18 protein-coding genes and 1 tRNA gene are annotated in these 26,413 nt (G+C 40.9%); 10 read left to right on the top strand and 9 right to left on the bottom strand.

The window, feature by feature from the left end; all coding sequences use genetic code 11:
- Positions 1-94 precede the first annotated feature (94 nt).
- Both ACEQ81_RS06555 and ACEQ81_RS06550 read left to right on the top strand, forming a co-directional pair.
- The gene (locus ACEQ81_RS06555; protein ID WP_411030049.1) at positions 95-619 is read left to right on the top strand and encodes a hypothetical protein; all 525 of its coding nucleotides are present in this window, start codon (positions 95-97) and stop codon (positions 617-619) included.
- A 273-nt stretch (positions 620-892) separates the two neighbouring features.
- On the top strand, positions 893-3,259 hold the full coding sequence (locus tag ACEQ81_RS06550) for an ABC transporter permease (RefSeq protein WP_411030048.1): 2,367 nt from the start codon (positions 893-895) through the stop codon (positions 3,257-3,259).
- 386 nt (positions 3,260-3,645) lie between these two features.
- Here ACEQ81_RS06550 and ACEQ81_RS06545 read toward each other — a convergent pair whose 3' ends face one another.
- Entirely contained in the window at positions 3,646-4,074 is a 429-nt protein-coding gene (locus tag ACEQ81_RS06545) for a hypothetical protein (protein ID WP_411030047.1), read from the bottom strand.
- Between the two features lie 680 nt (positions 4,075-4,754).
- A tRNA-Gln gene (locus ACEQ81_RS06540) sits at positions 4,755-4,826 on the bottom strand.
- 149 nt (positions 4,827-4,975) lie between these two features.
- Between ACEQ81_RS06540 and ACEQ81_RS06535 the strand changes: the two genes are divergently transcribed.
- Positions 4,976-8,299 carry a DUF2723 domain-containing protein gene (locus ACEQ81_RS06535; RefSeq protein ID WP_411030046.1) on the top strand — a complete coding sequence of 1,108 codons (3,324 nt, stop codon included), beginning with the start codon at positions 4,976-4,978 and terminating at the stop codon, positions 8,297-8,299.
- Positions 8,300-8,306: 7 nt separating this feature from the next.
- On the opposite strand, the gene ACEQ81_RS06530 is transcribed toward ACEQ81_RS06535, so the two are convergent.
- The 3 genes from ACEQ81_RS06530 to ACEQ81_RS06520 form a co-directional block, all read right to left on the bottom strand.
- Positions 8,307-8,603 carry a thioredoxin family protein gene (locus ACEQ81_RS06530; RefSeq protein ID WP_411030045.1) on the bottom strand — a complete coding sequence of 99 codons (297 nt, stop codon included), beginning with the start codon at positions 8,601-8,603 and terminating at the stop codon, positions 8,307-8,309.
- 91 nt (positions 8,604-8,694) lie between these two features.
- Positions 8,695-9,924, bottom strand: coding sequence for a metallophosphoesterase (locus ACEQ81_RS06525; RefSeq protein ID WP_411030044.1), 1,230 nt, complete (start codon positions 9,922-9,924; stop codon positions 8,695-8,697).
- A 55-nt stretch (positions 9,925-9,979) separates the two neighbouring features.
- Positions 9,980-10,702 carry a copper homeostasis protein CutC gene (locus ACEQ81_RS06520; RefSeq protein ID WP_411030043.1) on the bottom strand — a complete coding sequence of 241 codons (723 nt, stop codon included), beginning with the start codon at positions 10,700-10,702 and terminating at the stop codon, positions 9,980-9,982.
- Positions 10,703-10,742: 40 nt separating this feature from the next.
- Between ACEQ81_RS06520 and ACEQ81_RS06515 the strand changes: the two genes are divergently transcribed.
- From ACEQ81_RS06515 to ACEQ81_RS06505, 3 genes are all read left to right on the top strand, one after another.
- Positions 10,743-11,738, top strand: a complete 996-nt coding sequence (locus tag ACEQ81_RS06515; protein ID WP_411030042.1) for an isoaspartyl peptidase/L-asparaginase family protein — start codon at positions 10,743-10,745, stop codon at positions 11,736-11,738.
- Between the two features lie 57 nt (positions 11,739-11,795).
- Complete coding sequence (gene polA / locus ACEQ81_RS06510) at positions 11,796-14,633, top strand: DNA polymerase I (protein ID WP_411030041.1); 2,838 nt, start codon at positions 11,796-11,798, stop codon at positions 14,631-14,633.
- Positions 14,634-14,706: 73 nt separating this feature from the next.
- On the top strand, positions 14,707-15,057 hold the full coding sequence (locus ACEQ81_RS06505) for a T9SS type A sorting domain-containing protein (protein WP_411030040.1): 351 nt from the start codon (positions 14,707-14,709) through the stop codon (positions 15,055-15,057).
- 61 nt (positions 15,058-15,118) lie between these two features.
- Here ACEQ81_RS06505 and ACEQ81_RS06500 read toward each other — a convergent pair whose 3' ends face one another.
- Together ACEQ81_RS06500 and ACEQ81_RS06495 are read right to left on the bottom strand one after the other, a co-directional pair.
- On the bottom strand, positions 15,119-15,625 hold the full coding sequence (locus ACEQ81_RS06500; RefSeq protein ID WP_411030039.1) for a lipocalin family protein: 507 nt from the start codon (positions 15,623-15,625) through the stop codon (positions 15,119-15,121).
- Between the two features lie 75 nt (positions 15,626-15,700).
- Positions 15,701-18,358 carry a DUF5916 domain-containing protein gene (locus ACEQ81_RS06495; protein ID WP_411030038.1) on the bottom strand — a complete coding sequence of 886 codons (2,658 nt, stop codon included), beginning with the start codon at positions 18,356-18,358 and terminating at the stop codon, positions 15,701-15,703.
- Between the two features lie 254 nt (positions 18,359-18,612).
- Here ACEQ81_RS06495 and rplM point away from each other — a divergent pair, with 254 nt between their 5' ends.
- The 4 genes from rplM to tsf all read left to right on the top strand — a co-directional run bounded on the left by rplM (position 18,613) and on the right by tsf (position 21,710).
- On the top strand, positions 18,613-19,068 hold the full coding sequence (gene rplM, locus ACEQ81_RS06490) for a 50S ribosomal protein L13 (RefSeq protein ID WP_411030037.1): 456 nt from the start codon (positions 18,613-18,615) through the stop codon (positions 19,066-19,068).
- A complete protein-coding gene (gene rpsI / locus ACEQ81_RS06485; RefSeq protein WP_411030036.1) occupies positions 19,068-19,454 on the top strand; it encodes a 30S ribosomal protein S9 in 387 nt (128 codons plus the stop codon). Before rplM ends, rpsI begins: the two co-directional genes overlap by 1 nt.
- 189 nt (positions 19,455-19,643) lie before the next feature.
- Positions 19,644-20,840, top strand: a complete 1,197-nt coding sequence (gene rpsB, locus ACEQ81_RS06480) for a 30S ribosomal protein S2 (RefSeq protein WP_411030035.1) — start codon at positions 19,644-19,646, stop codon at positions 20,838-20,840.
- A 45-nt stretch (positions 20,841-20,885) separates the two neighbouring features.
- Complete coding sequence (gene tsf, locus ACEQ81_RS06475) at positions 20,886-21,710, top strand: translation elongation factor Ts (protein WP_411030034.1); 825 nt, start codon at positions 20,886-20,888, stop codon at positions 21,708-21,710.
- A 63-nt stretch (positions 21,711-21,773) separates the two neighbouring features.
- On the opposite strand, the gene ACEQ81_RS06470 is transcribed toward tsf, so the two are convergent.
- Both ACEQ81_RS06470 and ACEQ81_RS06465 read right to left on the bottom strand, forming a co-directional pair.
- Positions 21,774-24,107 carry a TonB-dependent receptor gene (locus ACEQ81_RS06470; protein WP_411030033.1) on the bottom strand — a complete coding sequence of 778 codons (2,334 nt, stop codon included), beginning with the start codon at positions 24,105-24,107 and terminating at the stop codon, positions 21,774-21,776.
- 243 nt (positions 24,108-24,350) lie between these two features.
- Positions 24,351-26,249 (bottom strand): peptidase M61, encoded by a 1,899-nt coding sequence (locus ACEQ81_RS06465; protein WP_411030032.1) that lies wholly within the window; start codon positions 26,247-26,249, stop codon positions 24,351-24,353.
- Positions 26,250-26,413: the final 164 nt, after the last annotated feature.

Here is a 26,413-nt window from a genome sequence, read left to right as displayed (position 1 = left end):
CTTGTTTTCCCCTCCATTACTTTTAGACTAGATATCCCCGGATAGTTTTCTCAGTATATCCGGTAGTCCTATTTAGTAATTAAATTCTATCAAAATGAAAAGTAAAACCGTTTACCCTCGCCTTAAAAATATAAGATACGGATGTTATCTTACATTTTTCCTCATTCTCTTTTTCAATCTTTCATCATGCAGGAGTGATGAATCCGAAGGTCCCGATTGTTCCTTAACGGGTGCAAATTTCTCGGTTTCGGATATTTCGGGCAATTGGACCGCCACCAGGGCAGTTTTTAGCCTTACGGCAACAGGCCCTGTACAGGAGGTAGATATTGTGGCCGAAGGAGGTAGCGCAACGTTATCCATCCAGTCTAACGGAAGATTTACCCTAAGCATTTTAGAAGCTGGGGAACCCAATGATACCTCATCTGGTAACCTGTGTATTGATATCGATATTTTGGTGGTTAGTTTTGATGGGGACGCACCGGAAGATTACGATTTTTTTGGAATAGACTTTATCCAAGGCAGCAACAATATGACTATTGGGGGTCCTGCAGAATTTGATTTTAACGACGATGGTACATTGCAACCTGCAAACATTCAGTTAGATCTAATACGGAGCTGATCGCCAAAAGACAAGATGTAACCTAGAAGCGTGTTTGGAACCGGGTACTTTGAACAATCTTTTAAAATGTAAATTTATTGGACAAAACGTGTACAAATGTTTAACACTAGAAATTGTTAATTGGTGTTTTTTTAGTTGTATAAATTTGATTTACAGTATTTTAAAAATTTGGCATGGTCTTCGGTGGTGTTTTAACAATGTAATGGATCGTTATGGGATTCTGTTTTATGTGAATTAGATCAATACGATCCATAAAAACACTTAAAAGCTATTATGATACGGCATAACCTTCTACTCTTCTTCAGGAACCTAAAAAAGCATAAGAGTTCTTTTTTAATAAATGTTATTGGCCTTTCCACAGGTCTTGCATGTGTATTACTCGTTTACCTTTGGGCAAGTGATGAACTGAAAGTAGACAAGTTTCATAAAAATGACAGCTTGTTGTACCAGGTATTGACCAATCACCATACCGATGAGGGTATTGCCACATGGAGGGAGGCTCCCGTACTTCTGGCACCTGCATTTGAAAAAGAAATGCCCGAAGTGGCCTATGCCGTAAATGCATCCTGGGTAGAAGATGTCTTTACGCTTTCACATCAAAACAAGCATTTTAACGCATCCGGAAGGTTTGCGGGCAAAAATTACTTCAAAATATTTTCTTATGAACTATTACAGGGGAGCGAGGAACAAGTTTTAAGGGACAAAAACGCCATTGTAATTTCCGAATCCATGGCTTTGAAATTGTTCGATACTACCGTAAATATAATCGGTAATACCTTGCAATGGGAATATGAGGGTCATAAAATGCAATACACTATTTCCGGTATTTTTAAAGACCTCCCTGCATATTCCACCGACCAATTTGATTTTGTGGTTCCGTTTGCCGTCTATGAAGATCTATTGGGCGATAGTGTACATTGGGGCAACCACCAGGCCAAAGTATATTTAATGCTCCGGCCAGGAACACACTTAAAGGATTTTAACAGGAAAATTGAGGGATTTATACGTACAAAATGGGAACATTCCATTACAACACTAATGGTACAACGCTATTCGGATAAATACCTCCACGGTAGGTACGAAAATGGCAAAATTGTAGGAGGTAGAATTGATTATGTATGGCTGTTTTCCCTTATTGCTGTCTTTATTCTGATCATTGCCTGTATTAATTTCATCAATTTATCTACCGCCAGGGCGTCTAGGAGACTAAAGGAAGTGGGTATTAAAAAAACTATGGGTGCAAGCAGAAAGGCACTAATTTTTCAATATTTCGGAGAATCTCTAGTCTTGGCCCTACTGTCATTATTGGTCGCCATAGGACTTGTTATACTTCTGCTACCGCAATTCAATGAAATTGCAGGAAAAGAAATAGTGTTGGTCTATAATCTTAACCATTTACTCTTACTTGCCGCCATTACCCTGCTTACAGCACTCGTTGCGGGCAGCTATCCTGCCCTATATCTTTCCGGATTTGACCCTGCCTTAATACTAAAAGGAAAAATCAACAGGTCTTTAAGTGAGCTATGGCTGCGTAAGGGATTGGTTGTCTTTCAATTTACCTTATCGATAATACTCATTGTATCTGTATTGGTGGTATATCAACAAATAGTACTTACCCAAACCAAAAATCTTGGATATGACCGTGATAACATCATTTATTTTACCATCAAAGGAAAGGTAACGGACCATCTGGAAACTTTTCTTGCTGAGGCAAGAAAAATACCTGGGGTATCACATGCTTCGGGTATGTGGGGAAGTGTTGTAGATGATACCGGTATTTCCCAAGGTACTTTCAATTGGGAAGGCAAAGATCCCAATGTTAGTATTCCTTTCTCAAATTTGGGTATTAGCTATGATCTTATTGAGTTGCTTGGAATAGAAATGGAGGAAGGGCGAACATTTTCCAAGGATTTTGGCAATGATACTTCGAACATAATTTATAATGCGGCGGCTATCGACGCCATGGGCCTAGAAGATCCTATCGGTAAAAAGGTAACTATTTGGGGCACAGAGATGACAATTATTGGAGTAACCAAAAACTTTCATTTTAGATCGCTATATGAAGAAGTAAAACCGCTTTTTTTTAGGTTGCTACCCAATGATGCCGATAAGGTCTTGATTAAGCTAAAACCAGAAACGACCGCGGAAACCTTAGAGAAACTTAACGATTTTTATCAGACCTATAACCCCGGTTTTTCGTTTGATTTTAAATTTCTGGATGCGGACTACCAAGCATTGTACCACGCAGAGCAAAAAGTATCTTCCCTATCTAAGTATTTTGCAGGATTGGCCATTATTATTTCCTGTTTAGGATTATTTGGGCTAGCGGCGTTTACCGGGGAACGGCGCAGAAAAGAAATTGGTATACGTAAAGTTCTGGGGCAGACCAGCACCCAGGTAACCCTAATGCTATCTAATGAATTTGCCAAACTGGTTCTTATATCCATACTAATAGCGCTGCCTTTGGCGTATCTTGTTACCAGCAATTGGTTATCTGGTTTTGCATTCCGCATACCGCTTCGGATTTGGTATTTTATTGGTGCGGGCTTCACGGCAATGGTAGTGGCCATGTTTACCGTTGGAAGTCAGACCATAAGGGCTGCCAACCGAAACCCCGTAAATGCGTTACGCGAGGAATAATAGCAGTCCGTAGTCGTTATTTAACCAAATATTCCGGAACATAAAAAACGGAAACGCCGGGTCATAGCTTTTTTTATTTGCTCTGCTTACTGATAATCATTCGCTATTCCTTTTGATTGCCCAAAAAGGAATGCAAAAGGGCACTTCTCCCATAGGTATATTTGTTGGCACAAAACCGGATCGGAAACTTCGCCATTACGCCATGGCGTAATGGTACCGCTCGAAGCTTTCCGCTCCTATACTTGGGAGAAGAAAACCTATCACCGATCATCCGTCAAAGAAAAAAACATACTTCTTATCTTTTTTCTTGCTAAAGACCGCCACTGTTCAAACCTGTTCGCCTTCGGCTGAGACTAGCGGAACATTTACTCTCGCGGCAGCGAGAACTATTCTTCTTTTTTCCAAATATATTCTCTGTTCGCATAGGACACTCGATAGCTTTCTGGACCCGCCTGTTCATTCCATATATCTTCCAATGTAACATTCGAATTTAATTTAGCAAAAACTGTTCTCTCACCTGACCTATCAATAATCAACTGATTGTTAGATACATAAATTTTACCTTTTTCTTCCAACTCTTGACTTTGTTTATTTTCAATAAAAAGTAATCCATCATCTATGACAACCTTTTTTCTAGGCAACATTCCTGAATCTACAAAATAATAAATATAGTTGGTTCCTATGTACACCTCAAAATATATTTCGGAATGATCTTTTTCGAATACTGGATACCAACTCCCTATAATACCTTCTAACTTGTTTTCTTGTGAATTGCAAGAAGAACAAATCAAGAAAATAAATAACACAATTCTCATAATTTGATAGTTTAATTTCTTTATCTTTTTTTACTGTAAAATTTAAGCTGGACTCCTGCTAAAGCTTATATGTGACGAGTGCCCTACCTAAGAAACCCCTTTTAGCTCCACGTGTCACAGATGATTAAATTTATAATCTGCTCATGACTCAAAAATACAAAAGCTACAACCTTACGTCATAGCTTTTTGCTTTATTGTTTATTTGCTCTGCTTACTGATAATCATTCGCTATTCCTTTTTGATTGCCCAAAAAGGAATGCAAAAAGGGCACTTCTCCCACAGGTATTTTTGTTGGCACAAAACCGGATTGGAAACTTCGCCATTACGCCAAGGCGTAATGGTACCGCTCGAAACTTTCCGCTCCTATACTTGGGAGAAGAAAACCTATCACCGATCATCCGTCAAAGAAAAAAACATACTTCTTATCTTTTTTCTTGCTCATCCCCACTACTAGTTACTCTCGATAGCCATTGAGACCTGAGAGAATGTGGGTTTCTACTTACTTATGTGCCATCAAGTCATGGTTTGGAGGAAACAGGGATAGGGTCTTGCAGACGCTCTTCATTTGAGCTTCATCGGAAGTTGCTATTGTCCGTATGGCTCCCTTAGGGCGAAAGAAGACATATACCTATAATAAAAAATCCCTGCATTTTCATACAGGGATATCATTTGTTGCTCTGTTGGCCTACTAGGACTCGAACCTAGAACGACTGGACCAAAACCAGCTGTGTTGCCAATTACACCATAGGCCAATACTGCTAAAGAGCGTGCAAATTTATAATAAAGTTTTGTTTGCACCAATACTTAATCTAAATATTTTAATCGCAAAGGTTTTCCTAAAAGGGCGTTCACTTTTTATTTAAATTAGTAAATTCGCCCCATCGGATAAACTTCATACTGCATGTTTTCAAAAAACTTCGAAAAATGGGACACCTTGTTGGGGTGGGTCGTTTTTTTTATTGCCCTGATCACATACTGGATAACAGTAGAACCCACGGGCAGTTTTTGGGATGCCGGCGAATACATCGCTACCTCAGCCAAATTACAGGTTGGGCACCCTCCCGGAGCTCCTTTGCTACAAATGATAGGAGCCTTTTTTGCCATGTTTGCCCTAGAGGCGGATCAGGTTGCTTTAATGGTAAATTACGTCTCCGGAGTATCTAGTGCGTTTACCGTACTTTTTATGTTCTGGACAATTACTAACCTTACACGTAAACTCATTCCCAACAAAGAAAACATCTCCAATAGCACAGCTATTGCCGTATTCGGTAGTGGGCTCGTAGGGGCACTGGCATTTACATTTTCCGACAGTTTTTGGTTCAATGCCGTAGAAACGGAAGTGTATGCCATGGCCAGTTTTATTATGGCATTGTTACTATGGATGGGACTTAAATGGGTTGATGAACTGCATACTCCACGGGGCAATAAATGGCTAGTACTCATCTCTTTTGTTGTTGGCCTTACTTTTGGAATCCAATTCATGGGCTTTTTGGCGATCCCTTCTATAGGTTTGCTATACTATTTTAAGAAATACAAGACAACAACCGTAAAAAACTTTTTGATAGCTAATGCGGCCGTTGTGGCCATTTTAATGTTGGTCTATAAATTTTCGCTTACCTACGTGCTAAAGCTGTTTGGATGGAGCGAGGTTTTCTTTATCAACAGCATAGGCCTGCCCTTTAATTCGGGTTCCGTGATTATGGGACTTCTTTTTGTGGGCGCTTTTTATTACGGCTTGCGCTATACCCGGAAAAACGACTTTAGGACCGCAAATACCATAGTACTTTGTACCATGTTCTTATTCCTAGGTTTCTCCTCTTGGTTATTGTTGCCCGTTAGGGCCAATGCCAATGTAGTGATCAATGAAAATGATCCGTCCGACGCAAGATCGCTATTGGCCTACTACAACAGGGAACAATATCCTGGGGTGGATAGCCCTGTTTACGGCGCCTATTACTCCGATCTTTTTGCTCCCAGAGGCGAAGACATCGATGAGAAACCTAAATACGAAAAAGACAAAAAATTGGGTAAGTACGTAATCGTAAATAATTACGAAGACGCATTGCAAGGGCCCAACAAGAAACATGTGGGGATTTTACCGCGTATGTGGAGCGACCAACACGCAGAGAATTACATGCGCTATTTTGGGGCACTGGATTTTAAGATGAAAGAATCCAACGACGAACTAAAACAAGCCATTGCCCAACTCAAAGAAGGATATGCCAATGGCGAAATAGACGAAGAGCAATATGTAGGTTTTTTAAGGCGGTTCAGTGAGTATTTGGAAGTACAGCCCCCCACCGTATGGGAAAATGTAAAGTACATGTTCCAGTTTCAGTTTGGATACATGTACTGGCGCTATTTTATGTGGAATTTTGTTGGAAAACAAAACGATGTCCAAGGTAGGTACAACGATAATGGCAATTGGCTAAGCGGTATTAACTTTGTTGACGAAATGCGCCTTGGAAGCCAAGAAAATCTTCCCAGCGATATTGAAAACAACAAGGGCAGAAATACCTATTTCTTCTTACCCTTAATTTTGGGAATTATAGGCTTAATATTTCAAATCACCAAAAACCCCAAGCAATTCTGGGTTCTTTTTGTGTTTTTTATGTTTACGGGCATTGCCATTCAGTTTTACACCAATCCCTACATTTTTCAACCCAGGGAAAGGGACTACTCTTTAGTGGGATCTTTTTACATTTTTGCCTTGTGGATAGGGTTGGGCGTTTACGGACTCTTCGATGAATTCCGAAAACTATTGACCCCCAAAATATTGGCGCCCTTAATTACCGTTGTCTGCCTTTTGGCAGTACCCGCGGTAATGGCTTATCAAAATTGGGACGATCACGACAGGTCCAATAGGTTTACCGCACGATCTACGGCCAAAGCGTACCTAGACTCCTGTCAGGAAGACGCAGGAGCCATGATATTTACCATTGGGGATAATGACACCTTTCCGCTTTGGTACGCACAGGAAATTGAAGGGTACAGGACCGATGTACGTGTAATAAATACCAGCCTGTTCGCTACCGATTGGTACATAGACCAAATGAAGAAAAAGGCTTATGGAAGTGACCCTATCCCTTCCCAACTCACCCATGAACTGTACCGTTGGGGATCTCGAGATGCCATTTACTATCAGGGTATTACCGAAAGCCGTTGGGATATAAAAGACTTTATGAACTGGGTGGCTAGTGATAAGCCACAGACCAAGTTTAAACATTTACTACAAAAACAGGGGGCAGATCTTAGAGAATATTCCGAAAGCAACTTAGATATTGTATACTACCCCACCAATAAAATACGAATCCCAGTAAACAAGGAAAACGTACTAAAAAGTGGTTTGGTAAAAGAAAAGGACACCGCATTGATATTGGATTTTATCGATATTGACCTCCCCCAAGGTGCATTGCCCAAAAATAGGATTTTGATGCTCGATATCATTGCTAATAATGATTGGAAGCGTCCCATTTATTTCTCTGGAGGTAGTTTTGATAAGGCAGAGTACATTTGGATGAAAGACTACTTGCAATTGGACGGATTGGCCTATAAGCTGGTTCCCATAAAAACAAAGAATAGGAGCAGTTATGAAATGGGGCGTATAGATAGTGATCTTATGTACGATATTGTTAAGAAGTGGGATTGGGGAAATTCTGGGAGTACAGAAATTTATCATGACCCCCAAACCCGTACGCAAGGACTTTCTTTCCGTGGTAACCTAGCGCGACTAACGGAAACCTTGATCAACGAAAACAAAATTGATAAGGCAAAAGAGATAATAGATATTGCCATGGACAATATGCCATTGGATTATTTTGGGTTCTATGCCTTTGTAGAACCCTTTGCAGATGGGTACTACAAGGTGGGCGAAACCTCAAAAGGTCGAGATCTATTTCAACAGTTAAAGAAAAAATACCAAGAAAGATTGGATTATTATGCTGGTCTTGCCTTAGACCAGCAATATGAAAATATTGATGATATTATTGCCGACATGGAAGGTTATAGAAGAAATATCGATATCCTTATCGATAATGATGATAGGGAAATGGCCGAAAAGGAAACTTTAATTTTCAATGAATACATAGATAAGTTCCGTCATTTTGTTGGGGATAACAACCTTATGGAAGAGGCTCCCATACAACAAGATCCAGACCTGATAGATTCCGTACCCATGGACTCAGCCACAATGGCCAAACCAGATACCGTTTCTACAACAAATTAAGTTTGTGTTAAATGTATTCGTTAAGTATGCCAATAAGGGTGTTGGCATCTTGCTCTCCGCTTTGGCGCCATACCATTTCCCCTTTTTTATAGATCATTAAGGTAGGAAGCCCTTTGATTCTAAGGGCCTGTGATAGCTCTTTATTTTTGTCCACGTCTATTTTAATGACCTTTCCCTTATCACCTAGGGCAGCGGCTACATCCCTTAGGACAGGATGCATAGAAGTAGACTGCTCATTCCATTCAGCATAAAAATCCAGTAAGACCGGAATTTTTAAATCTATAAGTTCGCCAAATTTAGACATATGTAATTCATTGGGTTATGAGCCAAAAGTAAGAAAAAATGTTAAAATACTGATTACACCAGTACTTTTGTGACGTTTTACGAAGTTAAATTCACGTTAAAGCCTTCTTTTTTAAGGTTATCACAGTAATTTCTGGCCAGATGCCCACCCTTCCGGGATAACCTATAAAACCAAAACCTCGGTTTACATTTATAAACTGCCCCATTTCCTCATAAATACCTGCCCAGTATTTGTAACGCCATTTTACCGGACTCCATTTTACCCAACCGGGTATCTCTATGCCGAACTGCATACCATGGGTGTGGCCACTTAGGGTTAAATGGTAGTGATAATCATCTTGTATTACCTGATCTTCCCAATGCGAAGGGTCGTGGCTAAGTAATATCTTAAAGTCGTCCTTGGCAATTTTGGAGGCAGCTTTCTTTAGGTCACCGGCTTTTTTAAAACCTCCCTTTCCCCAATTCTCTACCCCAACAAGTGCTAATTTATCCGCGCCCCGTTGTAAATAGCGGCTCTCGTTTAACAGCAAATCAAAACCTATTTCACGTTGCAAGTCTTTTAGGTCTTCCAAATTTTGGCGTTTCAACGTTTCGGTCTCCCAAGCCACATAATCGCCATAATCATGATTTCCCAAAATGGAAAACTTACCATCTTTGGCCTCTAGTTGGGCAAATAATGATGCCCAAGGCTTCATTTCCTCGGCCTTGTTGTTTACCATATCCCCGGTAAAAAAGATTACATCGCTCTTTTGTTTATTAATCAAATCTATGGCATATTCTATCTTTTCCCTATTATCAAAACTTCCACTGTGGATATCCGAAATTTGAGTGATTTGGTATCCGTTAAACGCCTCGGGCAGGTCGTCATATTCCAAATTATACTTTAAGACCTTAAAATTGTACTTCCCCTTATACATACCATAGAGCAGGGCACTAAAGGGCAAAGCTGCTATACCTAGGGCAACAACGCTCAAAAACCGTCTTCTGGTAGGAATGGTAAATTCCCTTGCGGTACCGAAAAACTTTTGGTACACCCCCGTAATCAGCCGAAAGATATCTTCGGAAAAAAGAAAAATAATGGTAATGAGCTTAAACGATATCATGGCCATTAAAAACCCAAAAGCATAACTCTTAGGTCTGCTTAAAACCCTACCGGGTTCTCCCCCAATCGTAAATTGATAGATAAAATTACCAATGACCGCCAAGGAGATCACCATAAATAGATAATAGACCCAAGGGTATCTAGAAGCAGTCTTTAGGGCCTGCAAGGCATAAAAACCAAGCACTAAATAAATAAGTATAAATACGATCCACCGTAGCATATTTCTTTTTTTACAAATATATTTCTTTCACTACCCAAGGTAGTTGTTTTACGTTTTATTTAACTAACTGAACAACTCGCCTTATCCGGTTTTCCATTGTCATTAAAACGGCATCCTCGGCCAAAAGGGCTGGGGAGTTCATAGAGACCGTTGGTTTTTCGTTAAGGGTTGGCACTAATTCGGTTCCCGACAAATGAATGGCCTTAAAACCCTTTTCTTTAAAAACTGCTACGTTATTTTCATGTATTCCACCACCTGGCATTATTACCGTTTTTGCAGTTGTAGCATGTAACCCAGAGAGTAATGCAATGCCTTCCATAGCATTTTTTTGTTGCCCGGAGGTTAGAATATTAGCTATGCCCAGCTCCTCTAACTGACTTGCCGTGGCTGCTGGGTCTTGCACCCAATCAAAAGCCCGGTGAAAAGTAAATTTCATTGGTTTTGCCAATGCCACAAGCAATTGGGTACGTACAACATCCAAAGTAAAATTGTGTTGTAAAATACCGGATACCACGCCTTCGAAACCCATATCGGCACAGAGGGCGATATCGTTCTGCATAATCCTAAATTCACTTTCGGAATAGGTAAAATCCCCGCTCCTTGGGCGTATCAGTACCCGAATCGGAATGGATATCTCCTTCCGCACAGCTTTTAATAGACCATAGGAAGGTGTAATACCGCCTACCCCAAGTTCTGAACAGAGTTCAATCCTATCCGCTCCGGCATTTTCCGCATTACAGGCGGATTCCAAAGAATTGGCACAAACTTCTACTAGCATTTTACCTATATTTAATCCTCTAAATTAAGCATCCATATAAATGAAACGAAGAAAGTTCCTTAAAAATTCCGCAGCTGGCAGCGCAGGTTTAATGGCCACACCCATTTTAGTGGGCTGCAAAGACAAAAAAGTGGCAAAAGAAAGTACCCTTATCGGCAAACAATCCGTTATCCCTATAGTAATTGCCACCTGGGATGTACCCAATGCTACTGCAAAGGCCTGGGAGGTTTTGGAAGCGGATGGTAACGCCTTGGACGCCGTAGAAAAAGGGGTTATGATGGAAGAGGCCGATGTAGAAAACCAATCCGTTGGCAAAGGTGGAAGGCCAGATCGTGATGGTAATGTAACCTTGGACGCCTGCATTATGGATAAAGACGGTAACTGCGGTTCAGTGGTATATTTACAACACATCACCCATGCCGTATCTGTAGCCCGCAAGGTAATGGAAGATACGCCACATGTAATGCTCGCAGGACAGGGTGCACTGCAATTTGCCAATGAAAAGGGATTTACCCAAGAAAACCTGCTTACCGAAAAATCTAAACTAGAATGGATGGAATGGAAAAAGACAGCCAAATACCAACCCGTTATAAATATTGAAAACCACGATACCATTGGCATGTTGGCCATTGATAAAAACGGGGATATTTCCGGTGCGTGTACCACTAGTGGTATGGCCTATAAAATTGGAGGGCGTGTTGGCGATTCTCCCATAATTGGAGCAGGGTTGTTTGTGGACAATGAGGTCGGTGGTGCTACCGCTACCGGCGTGGGGGAAGAAGTAGTAAAGACCGTGGGAAGTTTCCTAATCGTGGAATTAATGCGGCAGGGGAAATCTCCCCAGGAAGCTTGCGAAGAAGGGGTAAAACGCATTGTGGCGAAGAACAAAAACTATAAGGACTTTCAGATAGGATTTATAGCGGTCAACAAAAATGGTGAAACCGGTGGATATTGCATACAACCCGGGTTTAGCTATAGGACCTTTTCCAAGGATGGGCATATTAATCATCCTTCCAAGGCGTACATAACTTCTTAAATGCTTTAGAAAAGAACAGATTCTTTGTAGTTTTGAAATTCATCAAGAACACCTAAAATGGCAGATCAAAAAAGACTTTTTCTACTAGATGCATACGCTTTAATTTTTAGAGGATATTACGCACTGATAAAAAATCCTCGAATAAACTCCAAAGGAATGGATACCTCTGCCATTATGGGGTTTGTAAACTCCCTTTTTGATGTCATCAAAAGAGAAAAACCAGATCATCTTGCCGTGTGTTTTGATAAAGGCGGAAGCGCCGAACGAACAGAAATGTACGCGGAATATAAGGCCAATAGAGACGAAACGCCAGATGCTATACGCATTGCCGTTCCCATAATCCAAAACATTTTAAAGGCCATGCATATTCCTGTTGTAGAGCTAGAAGGTTGGGAAGCAGATGATATTATCGGCACGTTGGCAAAACAGGCGGAAAAGGAAGACTACAAGGTATTTATGGTTACCCCAGATAAGGATTTTGGACAATTGGTCTCCGAAAATATCTTTATGTACAGACCGGCCAGAATGGGGAATGGTATTGAAATTTGGGGTATTCCCGAGGTTCAAAAACGCTTTGGTGTGGAGCGTCCAGAACAAGTTATCGATTATTTAGGGATGATGGGTGATGCAAGTGATAATATCCCAGGGCTCCCTGGAGTAGGTGATAAGACTGCAAAGAAGTTTATAGAGGAATTTGGTTCTATGGAAGAGCTGCTTGCAAACACCGATAAGCTAAAAGGCAAAATGAAGGAAAAGGTAGAGGAAAATGCAGAATTGGGACTGCTATCAAAAAAACTGGCTACCATTTGCATTACTTGTGATGTAAAATTTGATGCTGCCGATTATCAGCTTTCCATGCCCGATAGTGAAAAAGTACAGCTCATTTTTGAAGATTTGGAGTTTAGACGATTGAAAGAGCAATTCATTAAAATTTTCTCGGAAGAGGCTGAAACCAATGAAGCGCAAGCTACTAGTGAAAAAAGCGCAAATAAGGAACCCCATGAGGCCGGAGGTGGACAGTTTTCCCTATTTGGAAATGATGGCACCACTTCCCCGGCAACACTTAAGGAAGTCTCTAGCAGAAAGACCATAAACGACGTTCCCCACGCTTACCAAAGTGTTGCTCCTGGAATGGCAACGAAGCTTTTTATGCAGAATTTAATGAAACAGACCGCCGTCTGTTTCGATACGGAGACCACTGGCATAAACCCACTCACTGCAGAACTTGTGGGTATAGCGTTCAGTTGGGAGCCGGGCAAAGGCTTCTATATCCCTTTTCCGGAGGACAAAAATGAAGCTCAGGAAATCATAGAAATATTGCGCCCGTTTTTTGAAGCGGAAGAAATTGAAAAAATAGGGCAGAACCTGAAGTACGATATTAAAGTACTTCATAAGTATAATGTGCAAGTAAAGGGCAAATTCTTTGATACTATGTTGGCCCATTATCTAATTAATCCGGATATGCGGCACAATATGGACGTATTATCCGAAACCTATCTGAATTATACTCCCGTTTCCATTACGGAGCTGATCGGAAAAAAAGGGAAAAACCAATTATCCATGAGGGAAGTGCCCTTAGCGCAGCAGACGGAATATGCTGTTGAGGACGCGGACATTACCCTTCAGCTTGCCCATCATTTTAGACCAGAGCTAACCGCAGCCAAAACCGAAGATTTATTCAACGATATAGAGATTCCCTTGCTTCATGTGCTGGCGGATATGGAACTCGAAGGTATAAACCTGAACGAACCCTTTTTACATTCCCTTGCCCAAGAGCTTGAAAACGACATCAAAACTTTGGTGATCAAAATCTACGAACAAGCCGGTGAGGAATTCAATATAGCATCCCCTAAACAGTTGGGAGAAATTTTGTTCGATAAGCTAAAGCTGGTAGACAAACCTAAAAAGACCAAAACCGGTCAATATTCCACCTCGGAAGATGTACTCTCCTATTTGGCCAAAGACCATGAAATTATCCAAAATGTATTGGATTACCGAGGTCTTTCCAAACTAAAAAGCACCTACGTAGACGCACTCCCCGAGCAAGTAGAGGCAAGTACGGGAAGGGTGCATACCGATTATATGCAGACCGTTGCCGCAACCGGTAGATTAAGCAGTAACAATCCCAACCTGCAGAATATTCCCATAAGGACGGAAAGGGGTAGACAAGTACGTAAGGCTTTCGTACCTCGGGACAGTGACCACGTGCTTTTGGCTGCGGATTATTCGCAGATAGAATTGCGGATCATTGCGGCCCTAAGTGAAGAAACTACCATGATAGAGGTCTTTAAAAATGGGGAAGATATCCATGCTTCCACAGCCTCAAAGGTGTTCAATGTACCTATTTCCGAGGTAACAAGGGAGCAGCGTGGTAATGCCAAAACCGTAAACTTTGGAATTATATATGGGGTGTCTGCCTTTGGACTTAGCAACCAGACCGATCTTAGCAGGGCAGAGTCCAAAGAACTGATAGAGACGTATTACAAAACCTATCCCAAATTACGCAGTTATATGGGCAGCCAAATAGATTTTGCCCGAGACAATGGTTATGTGCAGACCATTTTGGGCAGGCGCCGTTATCTAAAGGACATTAACGCTGGCAATGCAGTGGTGCGGGGTGCTGCCGAACGAAATGCTGTTAATGCGCCAATACAGGGAAGTGCCGCCGATATCATAAAAATTGCAATGATCAACATCCATAAAAAACTAACCGCTGGCAATTATAAATCCAAAATGTTGTTGCAAGTACATGACGAACTTGTTTTTGATGTTTACAAGCCCGAATTAGAAGAACTAAAAACACTTATTAAGACCGAAATGGAAAATGCCTATACCCTAGCCGTTCCCCTAGATGTAGAATTGGGGATTGGAGAGGATTGGTTAGAGGCCCATTGATACTAAAAAAGGAATAATTTCGTTGCATTAATAACACCAACCATTAGTATAAATTGCAAGCTTATACGGTGAAATGAGAAAAGGTTTTTTTTGCATTCTTCTAACTTCTGCGTTGTCCTTCTCAGGATTTTCGCAATCTCCAATAACTTCGGACATTAAAAATGGGAAAGAGGTATCGGTTAAACCCAATATTAAGGTTTTTCCAAATCCTGCTACCAACGTGGTTCATGTATTGGGCTTGGAAGATGCGCCAAAAGCTCAGATTACCATTATGAATATGTCTGGCAACAGTGTAATGGAACTACGATGGGAGATTAGGGATAACTCTCTCAGTATCCCCATAGCCAATTTAGGTCCTGGGATTTATACGATAACCATTATTTCCAAAGAACAACGCATTCGCAAACGTTTTTACAAACGTTAGCCATGTAGCAAAAAAAACACCTTACAAAAAGAAGGTGTTTTTAAAGTTATCGTATTAAAAATTATCGTTTCGCAAATACAGCATCCGCTCCTGCAAGATTTTCTTCATCTACAAAATCGGCATCCGCTGTTAGTGTATTGCCGTTTACATTTACTGTAACCGTCTCTTGGGTCTGATCCTCAAAAGTAACCGTTAGTTGATCCCCGTCTAAAGTCCAATCCGCACTGCTGGTCGACTGGGTTTCGGGGCACGTTAGTGACAAGCCCGTTCCGCCTCCCGTCAAATCTATTTCTATATCGTCAAAATCGCGTTGTGTTATTGTTAGTGATCCGTCCTCATTAAAAACAAGGGTAAGGAGGTCACAGTTCTGGGCAACCAATACATCGACTATACCTTTGGCAAAATCCAAATCGTCATCATCAACAGTTTCATCAATTTCTATTCTGGTAAGGTCCCAGGTACCCACGATGGCATTTACGGCAGGAACTCCGTTGTCATCAGAATTGTCGGAAGAGCAAGAAAACATCAAGGCAAGTGCCAAAAAAAACAGTATAGGGCTATTTTTCATCACAATTATACTTTAGGGGTTTAGGCAAAGAACGGAAGTTTTTTGCATATAGTGTATGGCTTGTATGGTTAATTTTTAAAGTATAAACCGGTAGGTAGCCTTTAAAAGAAATATATTCTGCGGCTTTTGATCTCCAAATATGTTATCCCCAAGGTTTTTGAATAGCCCATCTTGTGGATTTCCGTCTTGGGAAATATCTTGCGACCAGACCAAAAATATCTCCGATCCGGGGATGTATTCCCACCGTACCACCAGATTGGATCGGAACTGAACGGCAGAGAAGTCGGGGTCGTCAAAACTAAAATCGGTAACACCGTCCAAATTTTCATCCACCTCATATACATCGTCTACCAATTGTAGTTGATTATTGGCATAGCCTGTAAAGCGCCCATTGAAATCTTTGGCCAAGGCATTGGTTACATGCTTAAAATTTGAATACCTGCCTCTAGAAACAAAGGGCTGCCCCCAATATTGAATTGTAAGATTGGGGTTAATGGTATAATTGAACCTAAACGACATACTTAAGGTACGCTGCTCTATTTCACCGTTGAGGTATCTTATTCCGGTTCCGTTGTCCAAGTCAACATTTTCTATAAACTGAAGTTTGTCCTTGTTAATGCCCAATTCTGGAAATGCCGAAATACGTAGGGCATTAATAGGTATATAGGTAAGCCCAAACTGTACCCTGTAGTTCCTATAGGAATTATCGGTGGCCCTACTGCCGTTATGCGAAAAATTAAATCTCAACTTCTTGCGAAAATCTGTCCGTATGTTGTTCCAAAAACTTATTTCCGACGATTGTCTTAGACGCGGGCCTCCCCTAAGGGCAAAATTGGAATATTGAATGGGAGTATAGTTAAAACCAAAATTAGAGAACCAGTTGTTTTTAAATTCGGCCCAGGCGTTGGTATTAAATTGCAATTGATTATGGTTACCGTTAAAATCCCAAACACTCCAATGGTTGTAGTTCATTCCTACCTGCCTAAATGTACTGTCGGGCTTTAACGTACGGTAACCAACCCAGGTGTAATGACGCAGGTCGTCTGCTTGGCGTTGAAAACCAATATCATTTAATTCCAATTCGGGAGAACGCCATGTTGCTCCAGACTCAAAACGCCAGTGTCCGTTGCCAATCTTACCAATCTGTAGATTGCCTCCGGTACCGGTTAAGGAGGTTCTGGTAGAATCTATGGCAACATGGTCAGCGTCTGGCCGCTGAAACAAATGGGTAATGGATTCCTGAGTATTGAGGATAGCTTCTTCGCTGCCCTCAACATAGCTCCAAATTATATCGCCCCCAATATACCAATCGCGGTCGTTCCATTGGTGTTTAAAATCGAACCCCCCGCTATAAGCTGCGGTATGTAAGAAATCTAATTCTGGGGTAAGGTCGTTTCTATTTGTGGCCGTAAAAATGCCTCCGACATAGGAATTTCGCTCGTTGAAATCTTTTTGAAGACGGCCAACAAAGTAGTTGGTCAACGGTTCTACCACTTCTCTTCGGCGCTCCCCGTTATTATCTATACTCGCATATTTTTTTGCTGTTACACTTTCCAATACCCCAATGGACCAACCATCTTTTGTTTTTCCGCTAAACTTGGCGGCTCCAATGATCTGGGTGTTCTCTGGCTGATCTACAAATTCGTCATCCGTGGTTTCCGGAGAGCCTTGAGGGCTGCGGCCAATACGTCTGGAATAGAACACATTATCGAATCCAAAGGTATTCCCAGCTTCGGATTGTGATACCCTGTAATCGAATATGTTCTTGTTTTCCACAAAGAACGGTCGTTGTTCCCGAAAGAAAATCTGAAATCCATCTAAAGCAATAGCGGACGGATCGGCCTCTACCTGTCCAAAATCCGGGTTTACGGTCAAATCCAAGGTAAGATCATTGGTAACACCGATCTTGGCATCGAGTCCAACTGTAATTTTACTATCGCTTCCATCACTGAAAGGATTTCCTTCCTCGGCTTCAAAGGTTTCGGTCTGGGCAACGGTATAAGGTTGTATCTCTAACTGTTTCTGAGGTTCTAAGTTTATCAATCCGTGCAGTTCACCAAATTCGCTTACCCAGCCAGCAGCATCTTGTGGTCTTCGCTGCCATAAGGAGCGCTCTTCTGCCCTAAAAAACCGTCGGGTAGACTGTAATCCCCAGATCTGGTTCTTCGATTTTCCAAATTTTAACTGACTTAAAGGGATTTTCAGCTCGGCCGTCCAACCCTCTTCATCAATATTGGTTTTGGTATACCATATAGGATTCCAACTACTGTCCCAATTATTCCCATTGTTGGAAATAAATTCATCTCCCTTAACCCCGGCTACGGTAACCGTAAAAGAAAAGGCGGTACGTTCATCGTGATAACTGTCTATGTTAAATTCGATCCAATCTCCCTCAAAACCATCGCGTCTAGACAAGCGTTTTACAATTTTATCGGGTTCATCATCATAGCATCTGGCTCCTATATACAAGAATTTTTTGTCATAAATGATCTTAAATTTTGTCTGTTGCGACGGTGGGGTATTCTCATCGGGTTGGTTTTCTATGTAATCACCTGTCCATATTACCGCATTCCAAGCCTCATCATCTAATATGCCATCTATAACAGGAGGCTTTTGGGTACCAATTGAAGCCGTGGTATATATGCGTTTTGGTACTATGGAAGTGCTATCTTGCGCGTTAAGAAAAGTATTTGCCAACAGTAAGGCACATGCAATGGAACAAACAGTTCTCATATAGTTCTTTTGGTTCGATATGACTTAAAGACATCAAATTAAAGGGGGAGTTACAGTTGCATATGCGTTTTAATCAATCTTTAACAGAAATAACCCAAATATTAATTATCCTACGAAGCAATATCCCCCGGTTGAAAAGCGAATGAAAAAAACCATAAAATAATCTGAAACAAGGATTTGTATTTAAAGTTAATAGTTGTACATTTGCACCCCGTTTATCGGGATTGAAGTGTTTAATCAATAAAAATATCAGTGTGGATACATTAAGCTACAAGACTATTTCGGCCAACAAGAAAACCGTGGACAAACAATGGTTATTGGTGGATGCCGATGGGGAAACGTTGGGACGTCTTGCTTCCAAAGTAGCCAAATTACTAAGAGGAAAGCATAAACCTAATTTTACACCGCACGTAGATTGTGGAGATAATGTTATAGTTATCAACGCAGAAAAAATTACTCTTTCGGGAAATAAATGGGAACAAAAAACCTATTTGCGATATACTGGTTATCCTGGTGGACAACGCTCTACCACTGCCCAGGAATTGTTGGAAAAAAATCCGGCCCGTATTGTAGAAAAGTCTGTTAAGGGAATGCTTCCCAAAAATAGATTGGGTGCAGATCTGTTTCGTAACCTAAAAGTTTATGTAGGAGCGGAGCACGGCCAAGAAGCACAAAAACCAACTTCAATAAACCTAAACGAACTTAAGTAATGGACGTAATTCATAAAATCGGTAGAAGAAAAACAGCTGTTGCCCGTGTTTATGTTTCCAAGGGTAAAGGAAACATTACCATAAACAAAAGGGACCTTAACGAATATTTTACCACAGCTACTTTGCAATATAAAGTGAGACAACCTTTTGCACTGACCAGTAATGAAGAAAACTTCGACGTAAAAGTCAATGTTTATGGTGGTGGTATTACCGGCCAAGCAGAAGCCGTTCGTTTGGCCTTATCAAGGGCCATGTGTGAAGTGGATGCTGAAAACAGAACTGTACTTAAGCCCGAAGGCCTATTGACCAGAGATCCAAGAATGGTTGAACGTAAGAAATTTGGTCAGAAGAAAGCACGTAAGAAATTCCAGTTCTCCAAACGTTAATACAGGGAGAATATCAATTAATATTAACAACAAGTTCATTGAAATACCCTTGTCATAGGGTAAATTAAAAGATTTCTACCCAATTGGGCAGAAGTTAAAATTAGTTTAGCATCTAAATGTTGGAGGCTTCCGCCCAAGAGCGGATACCACTCTACCATTGCTAATTCAACAGAACGTAAACTAAGTAAAATGGCAAACAAAATTGAAGTAAAAGATTTATTGGAAGCAGGTGTACACTTTGGTCACCTAACAAGAAAATGGAATCCGAACATGGCGCCCTACATCTACATGGAGCGTAACGGAATCCACGTTATCAACTTATACAAAACGGTTGCAAAATTGGACGAGGCCAACGAGGCCCTTAAAAAAATTGCAGCTTCGGGCAGAAAAATACTTTTCGTAGCCACAAAAAAACAAGCTAAGGACATTGTAGCGGATAAGGTTGCCAATGTAAACATGCCTTATATTACAGAAAGATGGCCCGGTGGAATGCTGACCAACTTTGTAACTATTAGAAAGGCGGTTAAAAAAATGGCCTCTATCGATAGAATGAAAAAGGACGGAACGTTCAACACCCTTTCCAAGAAAGAGCGTCTACAGGTAGATCGCCTTAGGGCCAAATTGGAAAAGAACCTTGGGTCTATTTCAGAAATGACACGCTTACCTGGAGCTTTGTTCGTGGTAGATACCATGAGAGAGCACATTGCCGTTAGGGAAGCACAGAAATTGAACATTCCTATTTTCGCCATGGTGGATACCAACTCGGATCCAAGGGCGGTAGATTTTGTAATACCATCCAATGATGATGCCTCCAAGTCCATTGAAGTAATTATGTCCCAAGTTACAGGGGCTGTTGCTGAAGGACTTGCAGAACGCAAATCTGAAAACCAGTCTGCCAAAGAAGGTGGAGAGGAAACAAAAGCCAAAGAAGCCAAAACCGCTACTGAGGCGCCAGTTGCAAAAGAGGAGAAAGTAAAAGAAGAAAAGGCAAAAGAAGAAACCAAAGCAGTTAAAGAAGAGGCCCCAACTGCAGAGGCTACCGAAGCCCCGGCTGCAAAAGCTAAAGCACCTGCTGCCAAGGACAAGGAACCCAAGACCGAAACAAAAAAGGCTCCGGCGGCCAAAAAGGCGGCAGCGGACGACCTTACCAAAATTGAAGGTATTGGTCCAAAAATTGCCGAAATCTTTCAGGCGGCCAAAATTGCCACGTTTGCAGAACTTTCCGGAAAATCCGAGGAAGATCTTAAAGCTGTTTTAACAGAAGCCGGACCACGATACGCATCAAAAAATCCAGCTTCCTGGCCAAAACAAGCAAAAATGGCTGCAGATGGAAAATGGGATGAGCTTAAAGAGTGGCAAGACAAAGTAAAAGGTGGTGTGGAATAATTTTCACTTGATCCAGATTTTAAACAAAATTTAATACAGAATAAAATGGTAAAGATTACCGCAGCAGAAGTAAATAACTTAAGAAAGACCACAGGAGCAGGTATGATGGACTGCAAAAAAGCATTGGTCGAAGCAGAAGGAAATTTTGAAAAGGCTATTGAGATTCTTCGCAAGAAGGGACAAAAAGTAGCGGCTAAAAGAGCGGACCGAGATTCTTCCGAAGGTGCTGCCATCGCCAAAGTAGACGCTGGGAATACCAATGGCGTTATCATTTCCCTTAACTGTGAAACCGATTTCGTTGCCAAAAATGAAAGCTTTGTGGCTTTGGCAAATGAGTTGGCCGAATTGGCCTTGGGCTACACAAGTAAAGATGATTTTCTAGCAGCCAGTTTTAACGGTATGTCCGTACAAGAGAAACTTACAGAACAAACCGGTGTTATTGGGGAGAAAATAGAAATAGGCGGATTTAGTAATCTAAGCGCCCCCTTTGTAGGTTCTTACATCCATGCTGGAAACAAGATAGCTACCTTGGTAGGACTTTCTGCCAATGTTGAAGGTGTTGCAACCGTTGCCAAGGATGTTGCCATGCAAGCGGCAGCTATGAACCCTGTTGCACTTAATGAAGCAGGTGTAGACCAGTCTGTAATAGACAAAGAAATAGAGATCGCAAAGGATCAATTACGCCAAGAAGGTAAGCCAGAGGCTATGTTGGATAATATTGCCAAAGGGAAACTAAAACGTTTCTTTAAAGACAATACCCTTGTAAACCAAGCTTTTATAAAGGACAGCAAGCAAAGTGTTGCCCAATATGTAAAATCTGCCGATGCAAACCTGGAAATAACAGGTTTTGAACGTGTTGCCCTTGGGTAACCAATAAACAAGCATAGATTAAAAGCCGCTTTTCTCTTTGGAAAGTGGCTTTTTTGTTAGCTATTAAAACTCTATCCTATAATTAATAAAGGGGATAAGTTCTAACTGAAACTCCGTTTCCATTAGGCCAGTGCTAGGGTTAAAGAAGACCGTATCTACGTTTTCCCTATTTGTGGCGTTCTGCACATCTAACGAAATTACATGAGCGGCCTTGGGTTTGTTAAGACGATAAGACAAACTGGCATCCAGTCTAAAATAGGCATCGAGCTCTAATGTATTTCGCAGGGATTGATCTAGTACAATCTGCCCGGTTTGATCAAAGATTTCCTGATCCAAAGGTGTTGCACGTTTACCACCGTTAAAAAGTAATCTACCGTTAATACCTATGGTATTGTTTCTTTTCTTTCCAACTGTAAACTCCTTACCCCCAACGACATTAAAAGTGTAATTGTAATTGTAGGCGCTATCATACCAGTTGTTATCCGCCGCCTTATATTGGGTATCATATAGAGACAAGGTGGTTAAAAAGTAGTATTGGTTGGAAAAAAACTTCTCAAACGTAAATTCCAGCCCGTAATTGCGCCCCTCGCCACTATCTACCAGGGCGGTATTTATAAACTGACCGTTAACATAGGAATTGGTGAATTGTGGATCTCTAATTACGGCCACTTTGTTCAAGTCCTGATAGTAGGCTTCAATTTTTAAATGTCCGTTTTTTATAATACGCCAATCATAACCAACAATGTAATGAATGGCCTGCATTAGATCTACATCCGTATTGGGTACCTCAAACTGATTAGGCCCTGTAAAGACGTTCACAAAATACTGGTTTAAAGGCATTCTACGGGAATGCAGGCCAAAACCGGCCGAGAGTGTATGCTTTGGGCTAGCTTTCCACTCTAAGCCAACCCTGGGCTCTATGGCCGCATCTTTGTTTACCGAAAAATAGGTGCCGTGCAATCCGAACGTGGTGGCCAGTTTATCGTTAAAACGATATTTTGCCTGTAGATACCCTTGCAGCATAGTTCCATTGCCGTCTTCTTCCACGATGTTGAACCGTTGATCGTTCTGGGTCTCCGTAGTTAGGACATCATAATTTAAAAAACTTAAGATTGCCCCTGTTTTAAAAGTTGTTTTTGAATTGACTTTTTTGGTGTAGTCCGTACTAAGCCTAAAAGCGCTATTCCTTAAAATATCGGTTTCCTCAAAAAGATTGCCTGTTGACGGCTGGCGTCTGGTATCAATGAAGTCACTTGCATTTCCGGAATATGAAATTCTGTTATCCCATCGATCTCCATTATTAAAAAAATGGGTAAGTGTAGCCCCTGCCATATATGTTTTGGATTCAAAAATCTCTTCCCTTTCAAAATCTTCGAAAATTTCCGGATCTTCATCTTGATCGCTGATTCCACCAAGTCCCCATATCGAAAAATTGGTCCTTTTTCCCAAAGGGAGGTTTAATTTAAAAGAAATATCCTGATATGTGGGTGTGCTACTCGGTGTAACATCAACTATGGAGTTAAGTAAAGCGATGGTTGAATACCGATAATTTATGAGGTAAGATCCCTTGTAGTTTTTACTAAAAGGTCCTTCAACAGCCAAATCGGTCCCTAAAACGCCCAGCTGAAATGCATATTCGTTCTTTTCATTATTTCCATTTCTTAGATTGATATCAAAGACCCCGGAAAGTGCGTTTCCGTATTCGGCCGGAAAGGCTCCGGTAAAGAAATCGGATTTTCCCAGCATATTGCTACTCAACAAACTTACGTTTCCTGGTGAATACCCTTCCTCCGAGAAATGATTGGGCTCCGGCACTTCTATCCCTTCAATTTTCCAAAGTAATTGATTGGGCGCATTACCCCTTATAATAATTTCGTTAGAGGTATCATCCGAATTGGAAACCCCGGCAAAGGACAAGGCCATACGCCCTGGATCGCTAATACTTGCGGGAAAACGTTTGGTCTCCTCAACACTAAAGGAACGGGCACTTACCGTTGCCAGTTTGTTGTTAGGTTCAATATTATCTTTAGGGGCCGTTAAGATTATTTCATCCAATTTTGCCAAAGACTCTGTAAGGTAAATGGTAAGTGTTATCTCCTTGGCGGATCCAATGAGTATTTCCGATGCAACATAATCTTCATATCCCAAAAAGGAAAATGCAAACGAGGCCCTCCCCACCGGCACATTGTCCATCTTAAAAAACCCCTGCTCATCCGTTATGGTACCTTTTGGCGGTTCAAAATTCAAAAGCCTAACATTAGCTCCCATTAGTGGTCCTCCGGTCTCGGAATCTACCACTTTCCCTTTTACAGTTTGGGAGAGTGTTTGGCCATGGCCAAATGAAAAAACAAATAGGGATAATACAGATGTGACGAGTGTTCTCTGGTAGGTGGTCATGGATTTCGTTATAATTTTATTTTCAAATTTATCGGCCAATCGGCTCAATGATATTTATAGGAACACTTCCCTATAAAAATACCTCTTGCTTTATAGACAATATATAATCCTAAAGGTTGCAAAAACCGCCAATTTATTTGCAAAACCTTATCAATTACCTTGAATTTAGTATATGATACGACCACCCAGGTCATAAAAAAAGCGATACTTTAGGTGGTATCGCTTTTGTTTTAAACATTTTTCTTAACCCTTTAACCAGGCCTCACGCAACTTAACGACTTCTTCTTTTAACCCCTCCATCGGCACAATAGTCTTCACATTTAACGTTGGCGTGCCTACCTTGCCTTGTAATGTAATCTCAGAACCTTCGCGTTCCACCACCATGGCAATCTCCTTATCAGGTGTCCAACCAAAGCTCTGCCCAATAACGGAGCGTACCGCGTCCAAATCTATATCCTTGCCGTCTATACGCTTTATAACATCTCCACCCTTGGCACCAAGATTGTTGAAAAAACTATTTAACTCAATGCCTTTTCTTATAAAAATAGCGTTGTTGTTGGCTTGGTCCACATCTATAAAGGGGACATCTCCATTTAGAAAAAAGCCACTTTGCTCTTCCTTAACCGTAGTTGTAAGCCCTACTTTAGAAAGGTATTTATTGTAGTCAATGGGCGTATTTCCAATAACATAGGTATCAAAAAAAGTTCTTACCTCCGGATAGGTCATAGCCACAATCTCATCTATTAGACTATTATCTTCGAACGGTGTTTTTTCATCGTACTTTTTGGAGAGTTCCTTCATTAACCACAACACCCCTTTTTCACCATTGCTCAATTCCCTTAAAGTAATATCTAAGACCATATTAATAAGAGCGCCCTTCTCGTAGACATTGGCATAATTCTCCTCATAGGGTTCGCTTAGGATATTTTCGCTCATCTCGGTAAACGACATGTTATCGTCATATCCCTTGGCATTATTTATTTTGTCCATGGTACGCTTATAAAAATCGGCCATATCGATCAACCCTTGCTGTATCTGAAACAGGTTGGCAAAATATTCCGTAGTACCCTCGTACATCCAAAGATGACGAGACATCTTTGGGTTGTTAAAATCAAAATATTGTATTTCTCTGGAATGGACATTCAATGGGGTTACTATATGAAAAAACTCGTGAGATACCACATCTACCATGGCCTGTTCAAGAGCTTCCCTTGGCATTTGTTCTGGTAACACCACAACGGTGGAGGTATGATGTTCCAATGCTCCAAAGCCCGAAGCATCATCCGATTCCAAAGTCGAAAGATGTAGCAAAATATTATACTGCTTTGTGCTATTTATTTCTCCCAAAAACGTTTTTTGGGCCTGCATCATTTTTTGCATCCTATCCTTTAGACTTTGTGCGGTATACACATTGTTGGGCGAATAAACACTTAGGTTTACGGTAATATCGTTTAACTGAAACGATGCCTTGTTAGGCTTGGCGTACAGAATGGGGTTATCTATTATCTCAAAATATCTATTGGCCAAGAAAACATCCACATCCGGATTTGGTACCTCGGTCACCTTTTTCTCTAGCGAAGTGGTAGATTTCAAATCCCTTGGCGCTAAAATACTTAGTTCATAAGGCACTTCCTTTAGCCCATCGAAGTAACCTACAAAACCATGTAAATTAAGCATAAAGCTCTCATCCTTTACAATATTGGTTCCTGCGGGAGAAAATACGGCTTCTTCTACCTCTCCTTCCGTGTCGTAGGTGTCATTAACAAGGTACGACACTTTATCCAAGCTTTTGGCAGCACTTATTTTCCAAGAGTTCTCATCGGTTTTGGTTACTGCAAGTTCTTTATCATCATAATCATACGCTTTAAAGCCCTCTATATACTTGCCATAGTTATCTGTACTATAAGTTCCTGGCACCGTTTTGGGAACATAAAAAGTAATCTCATCGGTAACAAATGCGCCTGGATTAAGAGTAACTTTTACTTTATCCTCAGTTACATTTACCAAATCTATATGCGTAATTACAGGGCTTTTATCAGCGGTTACCAAGGTTTTTACAGATCCACAAGCAACTAACAAAAATGCTCCCAAGCACACAAGGGCATGTTTTCTTTTAAATTTAAAAAAAGTTCGAATTTTCATTTTGACCATTAGATTTTAATATTGTAACAAGGTGTAGCACATATGCTAACGTAATATCTTACAAGAATATAAAATTTAATTAATTTGCACATAATTATTATAAATTAATTAAGACGATACGCCTTTTATTTAAAAACGTTCCGTAAATAATTTTGATTATTTTT

The organism is Spongiimicrobium sp. 3-5, from assembly GCF_046557915.1.
Classification (GTDB): Bacteria; Bacteroidota; Bacteroidia; order Flavobacteriales; family Flavobacteriaceae; genus JBHEBG01.
This window is presented reverse-complemented; position numbering and strand designations above follow the sequence as displayed.

What these genes read in the sequence shown, in the direction of transcription:
- ACEQ81_RS06555 (WP_411030049.1), top strand. Translation starts at nt 95, where the DNA reads ATGAAAAGTAAAACCGTTTACCCTCGCCTTAAAAATATAAGATACGGA.
- ACEQ81_RS06550 (WP_411030048.1), top strand. Translation starts at nt 893, where the DNA reads ATGATACGGCATAACCTTCTACTCTTCTTCAGGAACCTAAAAAAGCAT.
- ACEQ81_RS06545 (WP_411030047.1), bottom strand. Translation starts at nt 4,074, where the DNA reads ATGAGAATTGTGTTATTTATTTTCTTGATTTGTTCTTCTTGCAATTCA.
- ACEQ81_RS06535 (WP_411030046.1), top strand. Translation starts at nt 4,976, where the DNA reads ATGTTTTCAAAAAACTTCGAAAAATGGGACACCTTGTTGGGGTGGGTC.
- ACEQ81_RS06530 (WP_411030045.1), bottom strand. Translation starts at nt 8,603, where the DNA reads ATGTCTAAATTTGGCGAACTTATAGATTTAAAAATTCCGGTCTTACTG.
- ACEQ81_RS06525 (WP_411030044.1), bottom strand. Translation starts at nt 9,924, where the DNA reads ATGCTACGGTGGATCGTATTTATACTTATTTATTTAGTGCTTGGTTTT.
- ACEQ81_RS06520 (WP_411030043.1), bottom strand. Translation starts at nt 10,702, where the DNA reads ATGCTAGTAGAAGTTTGTGCCAATTCTTTGGAATCCGCCTGTAATGCG.
- ACEQ81_RS06515 (WP_411030042.1), top strand. Translation starts at nt 10,743, where the DNA reads ATGAAACGAAGAAAGTTCCTTAAAAATTCCGCAGCTGGCAGCGCAGGT.
- polA (WP_411030041.1), top strand. Translation starts at nt 11,796, where the DNA reads ATGGCAGATCAAAAAAGACTTTTTCTACTAGATGCATACGCTTTAATT.
- ACEQ81_RS06505 (WP_411030040.1), top strand. Translation starts at nt 14,707, where the DNA reads ATGAGAAAAGGTTTTTTTTGCATTCTTCTAACTTCTGCGTTGTCCTTC.
- ACEQ81_RS06500 (WP_411030039.1), bottom strand. Translation starts at nt 15,625, where the DNA reads ATGAAAAATAGCCCTATACTGTTTTTTTTGGCACTTGCCTTGATGTTT.
- ACEQ81_RS06495 (WP_411030038.1), bottom strand. Translation starts at nt 18,358, where the DNA reads ATGAGAACTGTTTGTTCCATTGCATGTGCCTTACTGTTGGCAAATACT.
- rpsI (WP_411030036.1), top strand. Translation starts at nt 19,068, where the DNA reads ATGGACGTAATTCATAAAATCGGTAGAAGAAAAACAGCTGTTGCCCGT.
- rpsB (WP_411030035.1), top strand. Translation starts at nt 19,644, where the DNA reads ATGGCAAACAAAATTGAAGTAAAAGATTTATTGGAAGCAGGTGTACAC.
- tsf (WP_411030034.1), top strand. Translation starts at nt 20,886, where the DNA reads ATGGTAAAGATTACCGCAGCAGAAGTAAATAACTTAAGAAAGACCACA.
- ACEQ81_RS06470 (WP_411030033.1), bottom strand. Translation starts at nt 24,107, where the DNA reads ATGACCACCTACCAGAGAACACTCGTCACATCTGTATTATCCCTATTT.
- ACEQ81_RS06465 (WP_411030032.1), bottom strand. Translation starts at nt 26,249, where the DNA reads ATGAAAATTCGAACTTTTTTTAAATTTAAAAGAAAACATGCCCTTGTG.